At 39.0% G+C, this 18,874-nt stretch carries 7 protein-coding genes and 4 pseudogenes; all 11 read left to right on the forward strand.

Translation table 11 applies throughout. The features are described from left to right. Positions 1-74 precede the first annotated feature (74 nt). The 11 genes and pseudogenes from ACLKL2_RS18805 to ACLKL2_RS18850 all read left to right on the forward strand — a co-directional run bounded on the left by ACLKL2_RS18805 (position 75) and on the right by ACLKL2_RS18850 (position 18,486). On the forward strand, positions 75-1,262 hold the full coding sequence (locus tag ACLKL2_RS18805) for a hypothetical protein (RefSeq protein WP_413694366.1): 1,188 nt from the start codon (positions 75-77) through the stop codon (positions 1,260-1,262). Next, entirely contained in the window at positions 1,259-1,579 is a 321-nt protein-coding gene (locus ACLKL2_RS18810) for a hypothetical protein (protein WP_413692792.1), read from the forward strand. The genes ACLKL2_RS18805 and ACLKL2_RS18810 overlap by 4 nt, the downstream gene beginning before the upstream one ends. A gap of 16 nt (positions 1,580-1,595) precedes the next feature. Beyond that, a complete protein-coding gene (locus ACLKL2_RS18815; RefSeq protein WP_413692793.1) occupies positions 1,596-2,684 on the forward strand; it encodes a flavodoxin domain-containing protein in 1,089 nt (362 codons plus the stop codon). Then, complete coding sequence (locus ACLKL2_RS18820) at positions 2,647-3,369, forward strand: hypothetical protein (RefSeq protein ID WP_413692794.1); 723 nt, start codon at positions 2,647-2,649, stop codon at positions 3,367-3,369. Before ACLKL2_RS18815 ends, ACLKL2_RS18820 begins: the two co-directional genes overlap by 38 nt. Before the next feature lie 758 nt (positions 3,370-4,127). Then, a pseudogene (locus ACLKL2_RS18825) lies at positions 4,128-5,509 on the forward strand (class II fumarate hydratase). Positions 5,510-6,742: 1,233 nt separating this feature from the next. Next, positions 6,743-7,122 (forward strand): annotated as a pseudogene (locus ACLKL2_RS20285) (hypothetical protein). A gap of 47 nt (positions 7,123-7,169) precedes the next feature. Then, a pseudogene (gene gltB / locus ACLKL2_RS18830) lies at positions 7,170-11,212 on the forward strand (glutamate synthase large subunit). A gap of 140 nt (positions 11,213-11,352) precedes the next feature. Next, positions 11,353-12,680 (forward strand): annotated as a pseudogene (locus ACLKL2_RS18835) (glutamate synthase subunit beta). Between the two features lie 406 nt (positions 12,681-13,086). Next, on the forward strand, positions 13,087-14,649 hold the full coding sequence (locus ACLKL2_RS18840; RefSeq protein ID WP_413692795.1) for a Na+/H+ antiporter NhaC family protein: 1,563 nt from the start codon (positions 13,087-13,089) through the stop codon (positions 14,647-14,649). Between the two features lie 243 nt (positions 14,650-14,892). Then, positions 14,893-16,977 carry a polyphosphate kinase 1 gene (gene ppk1 / locus ACLKL2_RS18845; protein WP_113819115.1) on the forward strand — a complete coding sequence of 695 codons (2,085 nt, stop codon included), beginning with the start codon at positions 14,893-14,895 and terminating at the stop codon, positions 16,975-16,977. A gap of 15 nt (positions 16,978-16,992) precedes the next feature. After that, positions 16,993-18,486, forward strand: a complete 1,494-nt coding sequence (locus tag ACLKL2_RS18850) for a hypothetical protein (RefSeq protein WP_413692796.1) — start codon at positions 16,993-16,995, stop codon at positions 18,484-18,486. The last annotated feature ends 388 nt before the right edge of the window (positions 18,487-18,874 follow it).

The raw sequence follows: 18,874 nt of genomic DNA on the forward strand, positions 1-18,874 counted from the left end.
AGATCCGCGGTAAAACTGAACTTTTATATCTGATTAACCACGCCGCTATGGTTGGCCAGTTAGATATGACGGGGATGTTTAAACCTGTCGAAGAAGTAAAAATTACTTCACCTATCTACTTAGAAGCGAATTTCACACCAGATGAACGCTTTTTAGAACAGGCGATCAGCGATTTAGTGAATGCGTCAGTGCCTTCATTGACTATCGAGGGGCCTGCTTTAGATAACTGTAATAAAACCGTTGGCGGTCAGTTATCCATTGATATCGAACGTTTACTTAATTACGACTTAAGCGACACAGAGGTTAATGCGCATCCTGCTATCCATCAACTCTCTAACGGACGTAAAGTCTTCGCTGATGGTAGTTTAGTGATTAAAACAAGTCACTCTGCAGGGCAAAGCTACGCAGCTTTCCTTAACTCAGGTATTACCTTTATCCATGATGGGACTTGTAATGATGGTGTTGGTAAAGGTGCAAGTGGTGGTCGTATTGTTGTGACTAGCCCTGGTGGCGGTGCAACAGATGTTGCAGGTAACGTGTTAATAGGTAACTTTGCGTTATTTGGTGCAACGGGTGGTGAGTTGTTTGTTGAAGGGCAAGCAGGGGATCGTTTTGGGGTTCGTAACTCCGGTGCCGTGGCAGTTGTTGAAGGGGTGGGGGACTTTTGTTGTGAATACATGACCAACGGTTCGATCGTTAACTTAGGGGCTTTTGGTAAAGGTTTTGGTAATGGTATGAGTGGTGGTTCTGCTTACCAATATGACCAGACTGGCGCTATTTTGACTAAGTGTAGCAAAGATTCAGTGAAAGCAATCTGTTTAGCGGAAGCGAGTGAGTTAACTGCGGGCCATGAGGTAGCCTTACGTTATCATCTAGAGCAACACTTATTAGCGACAAAATCGACAAAAACACAACTGTTATTAGATGATTGGGAAAATAGCAGAGCACATTTTTATGTGCTGATCCCACTGTCTTTATTCAGTTATCAGTGTAGTGAGCAGATCTTTGCACATTCAGCACGTAAAAATATGCTTGAAGAGCTTTCTCAATATTATGCTAAACAGCTTACATTGAGTATTAAGTCTGCTTACCATCAAATAGATCAACAACAATATTTGTTCAACGGTAAGTTACCTGATTATGGCGAGTTAGATAGCACGCTTATTTGTCAATATATCAATGCAACGGGCACTATACGCCGAGCATTTGAAGCTGCTCAGAAATCTGATGCAGTTAAGAAGGGGAATCCGTTGATAGAGTGACTGAATATCTATTTGAAAGTGAAGATAGAAAGTTAATTGAAGTACTTGCTAAAGACTGTAAATCGGTACTTGCAAGTTACGATGATCAAGCGCTTGCTTATTTGCTCGCTGATAAACGTTTGCAAGATTATAAGGAATCTCTGGATAAGAAAGAAGTTTCAGATAGTAATGCATGGGGCACCAGTGTGTGGATCATTGAACGAAACCGTGTAAATCAAGCTAAGTTAGCTGAGTTAGCTGAGTTACCTATTTTTGAACAGCAACTCGCTGCTCATTATTGTCATATCTTAGCGCTTGCTATTAAAGACACTGCTTAATTTATTGGAGTTTTTCATGAGTGACTTAAAAGTACCATATTTACCAGAAAACATGCCTTTTAATGGCGAACAAAAACAATGGTTAGGCGGTTTCCTAGCTGGATTACATACGCGTTTATTAGTGAAAGAAGAAGGTACAACGGCGCAACAAGCTGCAGCCCCTGCAATTAAACCTTTAACTATCATTTATGGTAGCCAAACAGGTAATGCACAAACAGTGGCAGAAGAGGCTGCTGATTTAGCTGCACAGTATGGTTTAACTGCAAGTGTGGTTGATATGGATGATATCAGCTTAGCAGAGCTTGCTAAGGTTGAGCGTTTATTAGTAGTCACTAGTACCTATGGTGAAGGTGAAATGCCAGATAATGCACAAGCATTATGGGATGCTATTAATGAACAAGATGCACCTAAATTCAGTAATACTTTTTATTCTGTTTTATCTTTAGGTGATACCAATTACGATGACTTTTGTTTGGCAGGTATACAATGGGATCAACGCCTAGAAGGATTAGGGGCAACACGTATTGTTGAGCGAGTGGATTGTGATATCGATTTTGAAGATCAAGCAAGTCAATGGACTGCAGAAGTCTTACCAGATATCGCGACTAAAGGCTCTGTAGTGGAGAGTGTGCAACCCGTTAAAGTGAAAGGCGCTACTAAGCCAAAATCAAAATATACGCGTAAAAATCCATTACAGGCTGAATTAATCACTAAAAAAGCCTTAACCAAAGCGGGATCAAGTAAAGAAACCTTCCATTATGAGTTTTCGTTAGGTGATAGTGGTGAAGTTTATGAAGCCGGTGATGCGTTAAACGTGATCCCTGTGAATAGAACGGAATTAGTAGAAGAGCTACTCGCTTTATTTGATGCATCTGGCAAAGAGGTTATCCCATACAAGGGTGAGAGCCTTAGCTTATTGCACATATTTAGTGAAGAAGTTGAGATCCGTATCCCGAGTAAAGAGTTTATTGCTGAATTGGCTATTAGAAGTGGAGATAAACAGTTATCGAAACTGGTTAATGGTGAAACAGATCAATTGAATGACTTCCTATGGGGCAAGGATACTATTGATTCTATTGGTACTTTTCCCACAGGCCCAGTTTAGTGTGGCAGAGTTTATTAATCTAACTAAACCATTAGCCCCACGTGCTTACTCTATCTCATCAAGCATTAAACAGCATAATAACGAAGTGCATTTAACCATAGGTAATGTGCGTTATCACAGTAATGACCGTGACCATAATGGTGTCTGTTCTACCTTCTTATCTGACCAGGCTGAAATTGGCGATAAGGTTAAGTGTTACTTTGCACCAAACAGTCACTTTGCTGTACCAACAGACCCTACAGCACCAATGATCATGGTGGGTCCTGGTACCGGTATTGCACCTTTCAGAGCGTTCCTAGAAGAGCGTTTAGCAACGGGTGCAGAGGGTGAAAACTGGCTAATTTTTGGTGACAGAAATAGTAAAACGGACTTTATCTATCAAGAAGAGATAGAAGCAATGCAAGCCAGTGGTTTGATCGCTAAGTTAGATTTAGCCTTCTCTCGTGACCAACAACAAAAAATATATGTTCAGGACCGTATGTTAGAGCATGGTGAGCAGTTGTTTGCTTGGTTAGATAAGGGCGGTTACTTCTTTATCTGTGGTGATGCGTTATACATGGCAAAAGATGTTGAAAAAGCATTACATTCAATTATCGAAATGCACGGCAACATGACAGCAGATGAAGCAGTGCAATATGTTGCAAAACTGAAAAAACAAAAGCGCTATGTTAGAGACGTATACTAAGGTAGTTATACATCCGCTATCATTTTAGTTTAATAGGGCTTACTAATACCAATCATAGTAAGTAACTGATCTATTTTACTTGTTAAAACAACTTATTTTTTCGTTGTAAGTTTCGTAAAGGGAACAATCATTTACATCAACTTACGCCTCAAACTAAGCCATTTTTTCGGCGCAAAATTTAGATCAGTTATTTAATACAATTGGTATAATAGAATGTTAGTAAGCCTTTTTTATTGCCATTATTGTTCCATCTTCACTCTTTCTTTAATCCATTTTTGTTAGCTAAAGCAATATATTACCCTTAAGTTCATTTGATAATGATTATCGATACTGTTAGTGTTTAAAGATATTCCTTTCAAAGAAGTTATTGCCATGAGTATGATGTTATCAATCTTAAAAGATAAAATTCGTTATGCCAAAGAACCTGATAATCCCATGTTAATTTCACTGTGGTTATCTGCTGAGAGTGCCATCAGAATATAGAGCATGCAAAAATTAATCGACAATCACGTTATCAGGAGCAGTTCTATTTATTATTAGAAGCCTTTGTTGATGAGCTTAATCCTGTGCATTGGCGATGTATTTGTCTGGATAACATCTATAAACCTATTTGCTCACTACAACGCATTGCAAAAAATGAGCAAGAACATACGCAAATAAAACAACTTTTACATGAATTATCACTGACCTCACAATATTTCAAATATAGCCTGCAACAATAAATATAGCCTGCAACAATAAATAGAATAAGGATAAGCATGAAACAGACAAGAGTAGAAAAAGATAGCATGGGCGAATTAAATGTACCTGTTGATGCACTTTATGGTGCGCAAACTCAGCGAGCTATTAATAACTTCCCTGTAAGCGGTAAAGGGATGCCAAAAGCATTTATCAAAGCATTAATATTAGCTAAATATGCAGCTGCTGAAGCAAACGCCGAATTAACATTAATCCCTACTGAAATGGGAAAAGCTATTTGCCAAGCGGCCGATCAGTTATTAGACACTGATTATCAAGTACATTTCCCTGTTGATGTATTCCAAACTGGATCAGGCACCAGTTCTAACATGAACGCCAATGAGGTGTTATCCACTCTAGCGACTAAACTTTACGGAGATACTGTTGGCGCTAATGATCATATTAATTATGGTCAAAGTAGTAATGACATCATCCCAACTGCTATTCATATCAGTGCCGCATTAGAGCTAAATGAAAACTTATTACCGGCCTTGGAGCACTTGATAGAGACGATTAGAAAAAAGCGAAAGCTGTTGATCAGTATGTGAAAACTGGGCGTACTCACCTCATGGATGCTATGCCAATTCGTATGAGCCAAACCTTAGCGGCATGGGCGGATCAAATCGCCTTAAATAAAGGTGTATTGGAACAGTTGCAACCTAACCTTCAAAGCTTAGCACAGGGCGGCACCGCGGTAGGGACTGGTATTAATGCGGATCCTGCTTTTTCTAAGAAATTTGCTGAGGCGTTAAGTGAAAAGACTAAGCTTCACTTTACGCCTGCGGATAACTTTTTTACGCATATTAGTTCGCAAGATATTGCTGTTTCGCTCTCAGGACAACTGAAAGCACTAGCCGTTAGTATGATGAAAATAGCCAATGATTTACGTTGGATGAATTCAGGACCTTTAGCTGGTTTAGGTGAGATTGAGTTGCAAGCTTTACAACCTGGCTCGTCAATCATGCCAGGCAAGGTCAATCCAGTTATTGCTGAAGCTACTTGTATGGTGTCGGCACAAGTGATTGGTAACGATTCAACGATCACTGTAGCAGGGCAGTCGGGAAATTTTGAACTTAATGTGATGTTACCTTTGATAGCCAGCAACTTACTTGAAAGTATTGAGTTGTTATCTAATGTTAGTCACCTTTTAGCAGACAAAGCGATTGCGACCTTTGTCGTTAAAGAGGAAAAATTAAAAGAAGCTTTATCACGTAATCCTATTCTAGTGACGGCATTAAACCCTATCATTGGTTATGCGAAAGCTGCTGAAATCGCTAAACTAGCCTATAAAAGTGGCCGACCTATTGTTGAAGTGGCCGCAGAGAATACTGATATTTCTGTCGATGAATTAAATAGGTTACTTGACCCTCTAAAATTAACGCAAGGTGGTGTACAAGGGTAATCGTTTCGTAAACTTATGCGTTTTACATCTTATACCAATTGCATTAAATAAGTGATTGGTATTAGGTAAAGCGCTTTATCCGCCTTTATTATTGAATGTTTAAAGCTCCGCATAGAGTTTGATACCCGTTATAAGCCTCGTAAAATCAGATCAGGTCAGTCCTCTCAATAACTAAAATAATTATGTATTCACTTTTAATTCTCTGATTAGCGCTTTATTCGCCTACTTTTACAGCAATTAAGCTTGGTTAGGGGCTAATGCTCAGGAATAAATCGTTTATCAGGTAAATTTGAGGCATTGTAAAATACTGCAAAGATAAAATATCACCTTACTATTGCATATTAAGTCAAATCTATAGGCTCTCTCTACCTATAAATTAGCGTTTTTACACCTTTAAATAGGCGATTTAAACATAACTTCTCATGCCATTTTCTAGTATTAAGTATATTTAAAACATATATTTGTAATAAAATAACAAACTGCAGCGTGACTTTATATTAACAATTAATTTAAGGCATTGATTTTTTACTGCTTTAAACGCTGATTTTGGCACCAAGAAAGACGCATTTGGGTAAAAGATTAAGGTTGATTTTTGTAAATAAAAAGTCATATTTCATGATGTTTTAATAGAGTTTACTGCTTTTTAAATCAACATTGTTTGTAATGATAATCACTATCATTTGTGAATTACTATTCACTTTTTTAACTAAAAATTCAAATTTTTCTTTTATAAAATTTATAATTTGATACATTACTCCGCCTTTATTTTTTATTTTGACTCTGTTTTTTGCTTTTAATTATTATAAATCAATAGTTTATTTTTTAAGTGCGCTGTGGATCAAAGCACAGTACCGATTAATAAGCAGTCAGAGTGGAACTGAATAAGAAAATTGGATTTTGCTTGGGTTAAAAGATAGAATAATGAGCAAATATCACTTCTGTTACTAGGGTGGTTCTCAATAATTTGTGTATTGGCCCCATGCTTGCAATGGGCTGTGCCAATTATTTACTAGGCAAGGACGTTTTGTAAAAAGTGCACTTTTCTCAAAAAGTAGTTTTCTTACAAAAGTAAAAATAAATTAATTGCTTGTTTTTATTTATTTAAATAACAAGCCGTGTGTAGCACTTCGAAACATTAGGTTTGGCAGTGAGGGACATTTTTACTGTTATATCTAGAAGGACATGTTTATGACAAATAAAGAGCAGAATGCTCAAGGCCTTTATGTGCCTGAAATGGAGCACGATGCCTGTGGTATCGGTTTTGTAGCACATCTGAAAAATAGCAAGTCTCATAAGATTGTGACACAAGCTTTGGATATGTTAGCGCGTATGGAGCACCGTGGTGGTCAAGGTTGTGACCCATGTAGCGGTGATGGAGCAGGTATTCTTTTACAAAAACCGCATGAGTTTTTAGTAACAGAAGCATTAAAAGAGGGTATTACTCTTCCTAAATTTGATCAATATGGTGTAGGTACCATCCTATTCCTAAAGATGAAAATCATCGTGATCATTGTCGTGAAATTCTAGCACGTACCGCTGAACGTCTTTCTCTTGAAGTAATTGGTTACCGCGTTCTTCCTACAGATAACTCAATGATTGGTGCTGATCCCTAAGCAGCGAACCACAGTTTGAACATATGTTTGTTACTGGTGGGCCAGATATGGAGCCAGCAGTATTAGAGCGTAAATTATTTATTTTACGTAATTATGCAACACGTATCTGTTTAGAGTCTGTTAATGGTATTGAAGATAACTTCTACATTAATACATTCTCTTACAAAACGATTGTTTACAAAGGTCAGTTAACGACTGAGCAAGTGCCTCAATACTTCTTAGATTTACAAAATCCAAGCATGGTAACTGCACTGGCATTAGTACACTCTCGTTTCTCAACGAATACATTCCACGTTGGCGTTTAGCGCAACCGTTCCGTTACATTGCTCACAATGGTGAGATCAATACGGTTCGCGGTAATATCAACTGGATGAAAGCGCGTGAAGCTTTGCTTGAAGCTGAATACTTCACTCGCTCAGAATTAGACATGTTAATGCCAATCTGTACCGATGGTATGTCTGACTCTGCAAGCTTTGATATGGCACTGGAGTTATTAGTACTGTCAGGCCGTAGTCTTCCTCATGCATTAATGATGATGATCCCTGAAGCTTGGCAAGAAAATAAAAACATGGACCCTAAACGCCGTGCTTTCTACCAATACCATGCAAACTTAATGGAACCTTGGGATGGCCCAGCGTCTGTTTGTTTCACCGATGGTGTGCAAGTAGGGGCAACGCTTGACCGTAACGGTCTACGTCCATCACGTTACACAGTGACTAAAGATGATTTCCTAGTAATGGCTTCTGAGTCAGGTGTAGTAGAAATCAAACCTGAAAACATCAAGTTACGAGGTCGTTTACAGCCTGGTCGTATCTTTGTTGCTGACCTTGAGCAAGGCCGCATCATTTCTGATGACGAAGTGAAAGACGGTATTGCAGCAAGAAAACCGTATGAAACATGGTTAGAAAATAACTTAGTTAAGTTAGAAAACCAACCAGCGGCGTTAGAGCGTAATATTCAACCTGATGCAGGTAAATTACTAAAACGTTTACAAGCCTTTGGTGTAACATCGGAAGAAGTTAACGAAATTATTCTACCTATGTTCCGCGATGGTAAAGAGCCATTGGGTGCAATGGGTGTGGATTGGCCGTTAGCGGTTCTATCACATCAATCGCAACATCTATCTCACTACTTTAAGCAATTATTTGCGCAAGTAACTAACCCACCAATCGATCCGATTCGTGAGCGTATGGTTATGTCGCTAAATACATACTTAGGTAAAGACCAAAACTTATTGGCTGAAACACCTGAGCATTGTCATAAGGTTGAGCTTGAATCTCCGGTATTAAGTAATGCTGAATTACAAAAAATTAATGCACTGGATGATAAACATTTACAAGCTAAAACATTAGAGACTTTCTTCGCTGCATCTGGTGAACCAGGCAAGCTGAAAAAAGCATTAGCACGTATTTGTCGTTACGCGGAAGATGCAATTCACGATGGTTACTCAATCATCATTCTTTCTGACCGTAATGCAACGTCTGACCATGCACCAATTCCTGCTATGTTAGTAACAGGTGCGGTACATCACTACTTAATCAAACGTGGCCTACGTGCTATGTGTGATATCGTAGTTGAAACTGGCGACGTACGTGAAACACATCATTTTGCAACAGTAATTGGTTACGGTGCGTCTGCTGTTAACGCTTACTTAATTGAAGAGATGATTGTTGATTTACAAGCTAAGAACCGTTTACCTGCAGAGAAATCTGTAGAAGATATCTTTAAGTCGTACAAAGCGGCGATTGATGCGGGTCTATTGAAGATCTTCTCGAAAATGGGTATCTCAACGATTCAGTCTTACCAAGGTGCACAAATTTTTGAAGCTCTAGGTATCAGTAAATCTGTGGTTGATGATTACTTCAAAGGCACAGTTACCCGTATCCAAGGTCTCTCGATTGATGACATCGCTAATGAAATTCTAGTGCGTCACCGTTTTGCTTATCCATTACGTGCAGTACCAGTACAACGTTTAGATGTTGGTGGTGTATATCAGTGGAAACAACGTGGTGAGAAGCATTTATTCAACCCTACAACGATTTCATTATTACAGGAATCAACGCGTAACAAGAACTACGAACAGTTCAAACAGTACGCTGAAACAGTTGATAAACAAGGTGATGATGCAGCTACACTGCGTAGTCAATTTGAATTTGTACCAAAAGCATCGGGTCCAATCTCAATTGATGAAGTAGAACCAGCTGAAAACATTTTAAAACGTTTTGCAACAGGTGCGATGAGCTTCGGTTCTATCTCACATGAAGCTCACTCAACATTAGCTATTGCGATGAACCGAATTGGCGCTAAGTCAAACTCTGGTGAAGGTGGTGAAGATCCAATTCGATTTACACCAAAAGAAAACGGTGATTGGGAACGTTCAGCTATCAAGCAAGTGGCATCGGGTCGTTTTGGTGTAACGTCTTATTACCTAACTAACGCTGCTGAAATCCAAATTAAAATGGCACAGGGTGCTAAACCAGGTGAAGGCGGTCAGTTACCAGGTCACAAAGTGGATGACTGGATTGGTCGTACACGTCACTCTACACCGGGCGTAGGTCTGATTTCACCGCCACCGCATCATGATATCTACTCAATCGAAGATTTAGCTCAGCTTATCTACGATTTGAAAAATGCGAACCGTGAAGGTCGTGTTAACGTTAAGTTAGTATCAGAAGCTGGTGTTGGTACGATTGCATCAGGTGTTGCGAAGGCAAAAGCTGACGTTATCTTAATTGCTGGTTTTGATGGTGGTACAGGTGCATCACCTTTATCGTCTATCCGTCATGCGGGTTTACCGTGGGAACTAGGTTTATCTGAAGCACATCAAACGCTAATGAAGAACGGTTTACGTAACCGTGTTGTTCTACAAGCTGATGGCCAGATGAAAACACCACGTGATTTAACTATTGCAGCGTTATTAGGTTCAGAAGAGTGGGGCGTAGCAACTGCAGCACTAGTGGTTGAAGGTTGTATCATGATGCGTAAATGTCATTTGAATACTTGTCCTGTTGGTATCGCAACGCAAAACAAAACGTTACGTGAACGTTTTGACGGCCGTGTAGAAGATGTTGTGACATTCTTCGGTTACATGGTGCAAGGCATGCGTGAAAACATGGCTAAGCTAGGTTACAAGACGATTACTGAAATGGTTGGTCAAACGCAAAACCTTAAAGTACGTGATGATGTAAGCCATTGGAAATACAAAAACCTAAACTTAAGCACTATTCTATTTAAAGAAACGGCTAAAGAAGAAGATGGGATGTTTAATCAAACAACTCAAAATCATAATCTTGAAGCAGTATTAGATAGAAAACTAATTGAATTAGCTAAACCAGCACTGGAAAAAGGCGAAGCGGTATCAGGTTCATTCCCAATTACTAATATCGACCGTTCGTGTGGCACGATGTTGTCAAACGAAATTTCAAAAGTGTATAACGACCAAGGTTTACCACAGCCGATGCAAGTTAAGTTTAACGGCTCTGCAGGTCAATCATTTGGTTGTTTCCTTGCAAAAGGTGTTGAGTTTACTGTTGAAGGTGACGCGAACGATTACTGGGGTAAAGGTTTATCTGGTGGTCAAATCGTAGTGTATCCTCATCGTGATTCAAGTGTTGTATCTAAAGACAACATCATTGTAGGTAACGTATGTTTCTACGGTGCAACGTCTGGTGAGTCTTACATTAACGGTATGGCTGGTGAACGTTTCTGTGTTCGTAACTCGGGGGCAGAAGTGGTTGTTGAAGGTATCGGTGATCACGGTTGTGAGTACATGACTGGCGGTATCATGATTAACCTTGGTACAACAGGTCGTAACTTTGCAGCAGGTATGAGCGGCGGTATTGCTTATATTTGGGATAGAGATGACACATTTACAGCTAATTGTAATATGGAGCTAGTTGATTTAGATCCATTAGATGAAGCTGATAAAGCGCTATTAATTGCTAAAGTCACTAAACATTTAGAACTAACTGAGTCTAATACAGCAGCGGATTTCTTGGCTGATGTTGAGCAAAGCTTAGCTAAAGTAGTGAAAGTAATGCCTCGTGATTACAAGGCAGTATTAGCAGCTCGAGCGAAAGGAGAAGCATAATGGGTAAGCCTACTGGATTTTTAGAATTAGGTCGTGAATTGCCACCGAAAGTATCGGTTGAAGAGCGCCTAAAAGACAATAAAGAGTTTGTACAAAACGACGTGTTTGGTAAAAAAGTTAATGACCAAGCTTCTCGTTGTATGGACTGTGGTGTTCCTTTCTGTCACAGCGGTTGTCCGATTGGTAACATCATCCCTGAATTCAATGACGCGGTATATCGTGAAAGTTGGTTAGAAGCTTGGGATATCCTAAGCTCTACAAACAACTTCCTGAATTCACTGGTCGTGTTTGTCCTGCTCCTTGTGAAACCTCGTGTGTATTAGGGATCAACCAAGACCCAATTACGATTTGTAATATCGAAAAAACCATCGTTGAAAAAGCCTACGAAAATGGTTATGTGACGCCTAAAATTCCGACATCTCGTACGGGTAAAACAGTGGCTATCATTGGTTCAGGTCCTGCGGGTCTTGCTGCTGCTGAGCAATTAAACTCAGCGGGTCACACCGTGACAGTTTATGAGCGTGACGAAAAAGTAGGTGGTTTATTACGTTTTGGTATTCCTGACTTTAAACTGGGTATGGACGTTATCGATCGTAAAATCGCGGTAATGGAAGCAGCTGGTATTAAAATGGTTGTGAATGCACATATTGGCGTTGATTTCGATGCTAAAGATTTGCGTAAGCAGTTTGATGTGGTGTTATTGACGGGTGGTTCTACTGTACCGCGTGACTTACCTATTCCAGGTCGAGACCTGAAAGGTGTTCATTTTGCAATGGAATTCCTAGGTCAAAATAACCGTCGTGCTAACGATATGGACCTTAAAACAGAAGAGATTCATGCAGCTGATGATCACGTAGTGGTTATCGGTGGTGGTGATACAGGCTCTGACTGTGTGGGTACGTCAAACCGTCATGGAGCAGCGTCAGTAACGCAAGTGGAAATCATGCCTATTCCACCTGAAAAACGTACTGTTAATATGCCTTGGCCTTCGTACCCAATGATCTTAAAAACAACTACTTCACATGAAGAAGGTGTTGATCGTCATTGGTCTATCCTGACTAAAGAGTTCATCGGTGATGAAAACGGTAACGTTAAAGAGTTAGTGGTTGCGGATATCGAATGGGAAGAAGCAGCACCGGGTCAACGTCCAAACTTTAAAGAGATTGAAGGTTCTGTACGTTCAATTCCTTGTACTAAAGCTTTCTTGGCAATGGGTTTCTTACACCCAGAACCAACGGGTGTATTAGCACAATTAGAAATTGGCTTAGATGAGCGTGGTAACGTTAAAACTGATGATTACCAAACCAATCAAGAAGGTGTTTTTGCTGCTGGTGATATGCGTACAGGTCAATCATTGATTGTACGTTGTATTAATGAAGGCCGTGAAGCATCACGTGCTATCGATACATATTTAATGGGTAACACTAATCTTGAATGTATCAACGACTCATTAATGATCGCTAACTAAATTTAACGGGCAAGATTGTTGGTTTATTGAACTGTTGTAAACGATAAATCAATCAATATTTGTTTTAAATTATAGTAAAAACATAAACCCCCTCTCTTTTTAAGAGTAGGGGTTTTTTTGTGTTCAAACTAGTATAAAATCCCGCCCCCTGAACTCGGTATTTAATGCCGATTATATTAAATAAGTGAGCTAAATGTATGTACAGGAAAAATAGCCTAGTTTAATACTTAGTTTGATTGCTTAAGGCATTTCTTGAGCAAATGAATAGCGAAGTGATAAGCCTATTTATTCTGTCAAATAGAGCACTTAATTAGTGTGATTGGGACTTTATCGTTCAATTAAAACACATTGTCTAGAAACTGACTGTTTGCAGTTTCTAATTTAATGTAGACCAAAGGAAAGTTTCATGTCTTTAATCGACTATTCAGCTTCGATGCTGTCGATCTTACCTGCAGCCGTTGCGCTCGGGTTGGCTATTATTACGCGTCGCGTACTCATCTCTCTCGGTATCGGTATTGTATTAGGTGCTATGTTACTGGCTGACTATTCAGTGGTAGAGGCTGGCAAATATATTTACAGCACAGTTAAAAGCGTTGTAGTAGAAGATGGCGGTTTAAATACTTGGAATATGAGTATTGTCGCCTTCTTACTGTTGCTTGGTATGATGACGGCAGTATTAACCTTGTCTGGTGGCACGCGTGCTTTTGCTGATTGGGCATTAGATCATATTAAAAATAAGCGTGGAGCGTCTCTGCTTGCTGCATTTTTAGGTGTATTTATCTTTATTGATGATTACTTTAACAGTTTAGCGGTGGGCTCAATCTCACGTCCAGTGACTGACCGTTTTAGTGTGTCACGTGCCAAGCTGGCTTATATTCTTGACTCGACTGCAGCACCTATGTGTATCTTGATGCCTGTATCAAGCTGGGGTGCTTACATCATGACTATCATTGGTGGTATTTTAGTAAGCCATGGTATGACTGAATACTCGCCATTAGGTGCTTATGTCGCTTTAATTCCAATGAATTTCTATGCGCTGTTTACGCTGTTAATGGTGTTTGCTGTGATCCTATTTAAGTTAGATATAGGCCCAATGAAAAAGCATGAGCAAGCGGCACAAAGCAATGGCTCAGTGGAAGATGCAAGTCACGTTGATTTACAAGATGAGTTAGGTATTGAAGAGCACCAACGTGGTAAAGTAGGTGATTTAGTTTACCCTATTATTGGGCTTATTCTTGCGACCTTATTCTTTATGGTTTACACCGGTAACGGTGCCTTAGCTGAAGTGGGTAAACCTTTTTCTGTGTTAGGTGCTTTTGAAAATACCGATGTAGGTGCATCATTAGTTTATGGTGGCTTAGTAGGCTTAGTACTCGCGCTATTTACGGTACTAAAACAAAAACAAACTTTTGATAATATCCGCTTTGCTTTATGGGTGGGGGCTAAATCGATGTTTGGCGCAATTATCATCCTGTTCTTTGCATGGTCAATTGGTAGTGTGATCGGCGATATGAATACCGGTACTTATTTATCGACGTTAGTACAAGGCAATATCGGCTTACATTGGTTACCTGTGATTCTGTTTGTATTATCAGGTGCGATGGCTTTCTCTACAGGCACCTCTTGGGGAACGTTTGGTATTATGTTACCGATTGCAGGTGATATGGCGGGGGCCACGGATTTAGCGATGATGTTACCTATGTTAAGCGCAGTATTAGCTGGCTCTGTATTTGGCGACCATTGTTCTCCTATTTCTGATACAACTATTTTGTCTTCAACGGGTGCGCGTTGTAAGCATATTGATCATGTATCAACACAGTTACCTTATGCGTTATCAATGGCATTCGTGTCTATTGTGGGGTTCGTAGTCATTGGTTTTACCGGCTCTATGGCGATCTCATTGACGGCAGCGAGTATTGCCTTTATTGCTGTTATCGCCACAATGAAAATCATGGCTAAAAATAACTGATATAAACCTTATTAGGTGAGCTTTATTACCTTTCAATAAAACAAGCAGGTTCGCCTGCTTGTTTTGTTTCTGCAGTTCAAACTTTAGTATTTTATTGTTTAATATTATTTGCTTAGTCGATCCTTTCCCCTTATATTTATTACTACTTTGTGTCACTTTTATTTCATATTTTAGCCATACCCTTGTCATCTTCTTTGACTAGTTTGAAAAGTCTTACACTTAATCAATGGAATGCAGAATATTATGTCAACATCGCAACAACACTACTTCGATAGAGAATTGAGTTGGTTATCCTTTAATCAACGTGTATTACAAGAAGCTCAAGATAAAACCGTTCCTCTTATTGAACGCCTGCGTTTTCTAGGTATCTATTCAAGTAATATTGATGAGTTCTATCAAGTGCGTGTAGCCAGTGTTAGACGTGTTGCTTTTTTAAGCCAGTTTCAGAAAAAAGATAAAGCCAAACAGCTGTTTGTTGAAATTCAGGAAAAGGTGCAACAGTTACAAAATGAGTTTGATCAGACTTATCAAGAATTATTACTGCAACTAAGCGATCACGATATTGACCTAATTAATGAAAAGCAACTCAATGAATATCAACAAAAATGGCTAACAGAATATTTTCATAATGAATTAAGTAGCCATGTCTTTCCCTTGATGATTACTGATAAAATTAATCTAACTGAACAGATTAAAAATGATTGTACTTATCTTATGATCGAGATGCGTACTGCTGAAGAAGACCTAAAAGACCATTACGCCTTAGTAGAAGTGCCGAGTGATGTTCCACGTTTTGTAGAGCTGCCTGTTGATCAAAACAGCAAGCAAAAAAACATTATCTTAATTGATAATATTATTCGTCATTCTTTACAGTCAGTATTTAGTGTTTTTTATGATTTTAGCCATATTCGTGCTTTTTCAATTAAATTAACTCGTGATGCTGAATTTGAAGTGCACGGTGAGATAAACCAAAGCTTATTAGAAAGTATGTCTAGTGGACTTCGTTCACGTTTAAACGCAGAGCCCGTGCGTTTGCTTTATGATAGAAAAATGCCTGAAGCCATGGTAGAAGTGTTAAAAAAAGGCTTGAAAATAAAATCCAATAAACGCTTAAATGAAAGTGGTCGTTATTTAAGTTTTAAAGACTTTATCCAATTTCCATCTATTGGTTCTAAAGAATTACGTTATAAAAAATTACCTGCTTTACCGCATACCGTTTTAGATAATTACCGCAATATTACACAGGCAATCAAAGAGCAAGATATTTTACTGTATTACCCTTACCATAAATTTAGTTACTTCACTGAATGGCTAAGACAGTCTGCCTTTGATCCACAGGTGGTGAGTATTGAAATATGTTTATACCGAGTAGCCAAACGTTCAGCTGTGATTGAAGCACTTATTGAAGCGGTTAAAAATGGTAAACATGTACACGTAAATATCGAACTACAAGCGCGCTTTGATGAAGAAGCTAATATCGAATGGGCAGAAGAGTTATCTAATGCTGGTGTGCATGTAACCTATGGCGTGAGTAACTTAAAAGTACATGCCAAGTTATGTGTAGTAACCCGTGAAGAGGAAGGGAAAGTTGTTCGTTATTCGCATGTGGGTAGCGGCAACTTTAACGAAAGTAACGCTAAAATCTACACTGATTTTAGTTTGTTTACTGCCGATGTAGATATTTGTAAAGAGTCGGCGCAGGTGTTCGAGTTTATTAAATCACCGTACCTACAATTTAAGTTTAAGCACCTGATTGTTTCGCCTACACATACTCGAGATCGCGTAATTGCCTTAATCGATAAAGAGATTAAATTCGCTAAGCAAGGTTACCCAAGTGAAATCATCCTGAAACTCAATAATTTAGTGGATGATATCTTTATTGAACAATTGTATCGCGCCAGTAAAGCAGGTGTGAAAGTGACGTTAATTGTGCGTGGTATTTGTGCATTAGTGCCAGGTATTCCGGGACAAAGTGACAATATTACTGCGGTGAGTATTGTAGATAGGTACTTAGAGCATGCACGCGTTTCTATTTTTTCTAATGGAGGAGATCAGCGAGTTTATATCTCCTCGGCGGATTGGATGACCCGTAATATTGAAAGACGCATCGAAGTGGGTTGTCCGATTTATTGTCCTAAAGTACAAAAAACCATTGTCGATATTATTAACATTCAGTTAGCTGATAACTGCAAAGCAAGAATATTAAATTCAGATCAATCCAATGAATATTTAAAACCGAAGAAGGGTGATGACTCATTACGCTCGCAAATGGTGATTTATGATTATCTTCAAAAGATTAATAAAGAAGAAGTTAAAGCACTAAAATAATAATAAGGAAGAGATATGAACGAGGACTGTCATTTAGTCGCTATTGATTTAGGTTCAAATAGTTTTCATTTGATTGTAGCAAGAGAGCTAACAGGCTGTATTCAAACCGTCTTCACTAATAAGAAAAGTGTTCGTTTAGCCAGTGGCTTAGATGAAAATAAAGTCTTATCGGAAGAAGCGATTCAGCGAGGCTTAGATTGCCTTGCTGAGTTTAACCAACAACTGTCAGGGTTGACTTGTCGTGCAGTACGCATTGTGGCTACTTACAGCCTTCGCGTTGCTATCAACAGTGATGAGTTTATTGAACGCGCTAAAGCCATTTTCCCTCATCCTATTGAAGTGATCAGCGGTGAGCAAGAAGCCAAACTAATTTATCAAGGTGTCGCTCATACTTACCCATTGAAAGGTACTACCTTTGTGATGGATATTGGTGGTGGCAGCACTGAATTCGTTATTGGTAAGCGTTTTAAAATAAAATTTGCACAAAGCTTAGAGATGGGATCTCGCTCGTTTGCACAACGTTACTTTGATAAAGGTGAAGTCACTCGTAAAGGCATGCGCCAAGCGCAATTTGAAGCAAGACAAACTTTAGCGCCTATTGTAGAAGAATGTCTACAGTTAGGCTGGAAAGGCGTGTTAGGCACTTCTGGTTCTTACAAGTCTATTAAACAATGTATATTAGAGTTATATGGTGATAGTCATATTACGGAAAAGCGTGTACGTCGTTTAATTGCTCAATTTGTTGGGGCTAAAACCTTCGATAAACTAGGACTAGAAAGTATTGAAGAGAGCCGTTTTGAACTCACTGCAGCGGCATTAGCTATTGTCAGTAGTTTTATGGATGAGTTTGCCATAAAGAGCATTAATGTCTGTACCTCAGCGTTACGTGAGGGGGTGTTATACGGACTAAGCAGTACTGAAGAAGATATGGCACCACGTGATCGTACTGTAAATAACTTATTACACCTGCATCGTATCGACCAAGTATTTAGTAGACGTGTGTTATTACAACTTCAGTTATTTAACCAGCAACTGGCTGAGCAAGGTAAAGCACTGGACGAGATGCACTTTATGTTCTTACGTTATGCGGCTTTACTCCATGAAATTGGCATTAATATCCACTCTAAAAAGCGTCAACATCACGGTGCTTATATTTTACATCATTCAGACATGCCCGGTTTTAGTGAGCAGGGACAGGAAATAATCGCGACTATGGTGGGTGATCATCGTGGCAAAATTAAACAAGCTGTTGTATCAGATATGATCACTGAAAGTGAATATTATCAATTAGTGCAACTGTTAAGGGTCGCTATTATCCTAACGCTAGGTCGCCGAGACTTTCCACTACAATTAGCAAAAATTAAGTTAGAAGGTGATAAATTACAGCTTGATGTACCAGCGGTATTATTTAAAGAAAATGACCTATTCGCTATGTTACAAAAAGAGGTTGCTCAACAACACAAAGCTGGATTAACACTCAAGGTGATTGCAGAGGCCATTGAGTTGTAAAAATGCCGCGAAGTCAGTGACCATAGCAATGGTATTAAATAAGTAATCTCAATTTTGCGCAGAAAAAATGACTTAGTTCAAGGCGTCAGTTACGCCTTTCGACGATTCACTTCGTTAATAGTCTATCGGAGAATTAACCAAAAGAGGTTAATGCTTAAATAGTTGTTCTATTGGCGGAAATGACAACGAAGGCGTCAGTTATTTTAATAAGTAAAATAGATCTGTTACTTAGTGTGATGGGTATAACTAGTAGTTTTAGCGCTGGCTTCTATTTTTACCCGTTAAACTGGATTGTTTATTGGTAATACCATTCCTAAACGTTGAACTGCCACTATCCTTTTTTCATTAGCCTTGCTAGGATCGCTTTTTTGTTTCTGCTAGGTACCTG

The sequence above is a fragment of the Psychromonas sp. KJ10-2 genome (assembly GCF_047323255.1).
Lineage (GTDB): Bacteria > Pseudomonadota > Gammaproteobacteria > Enterobacterales > Psychromonadaceae > Psychromonas.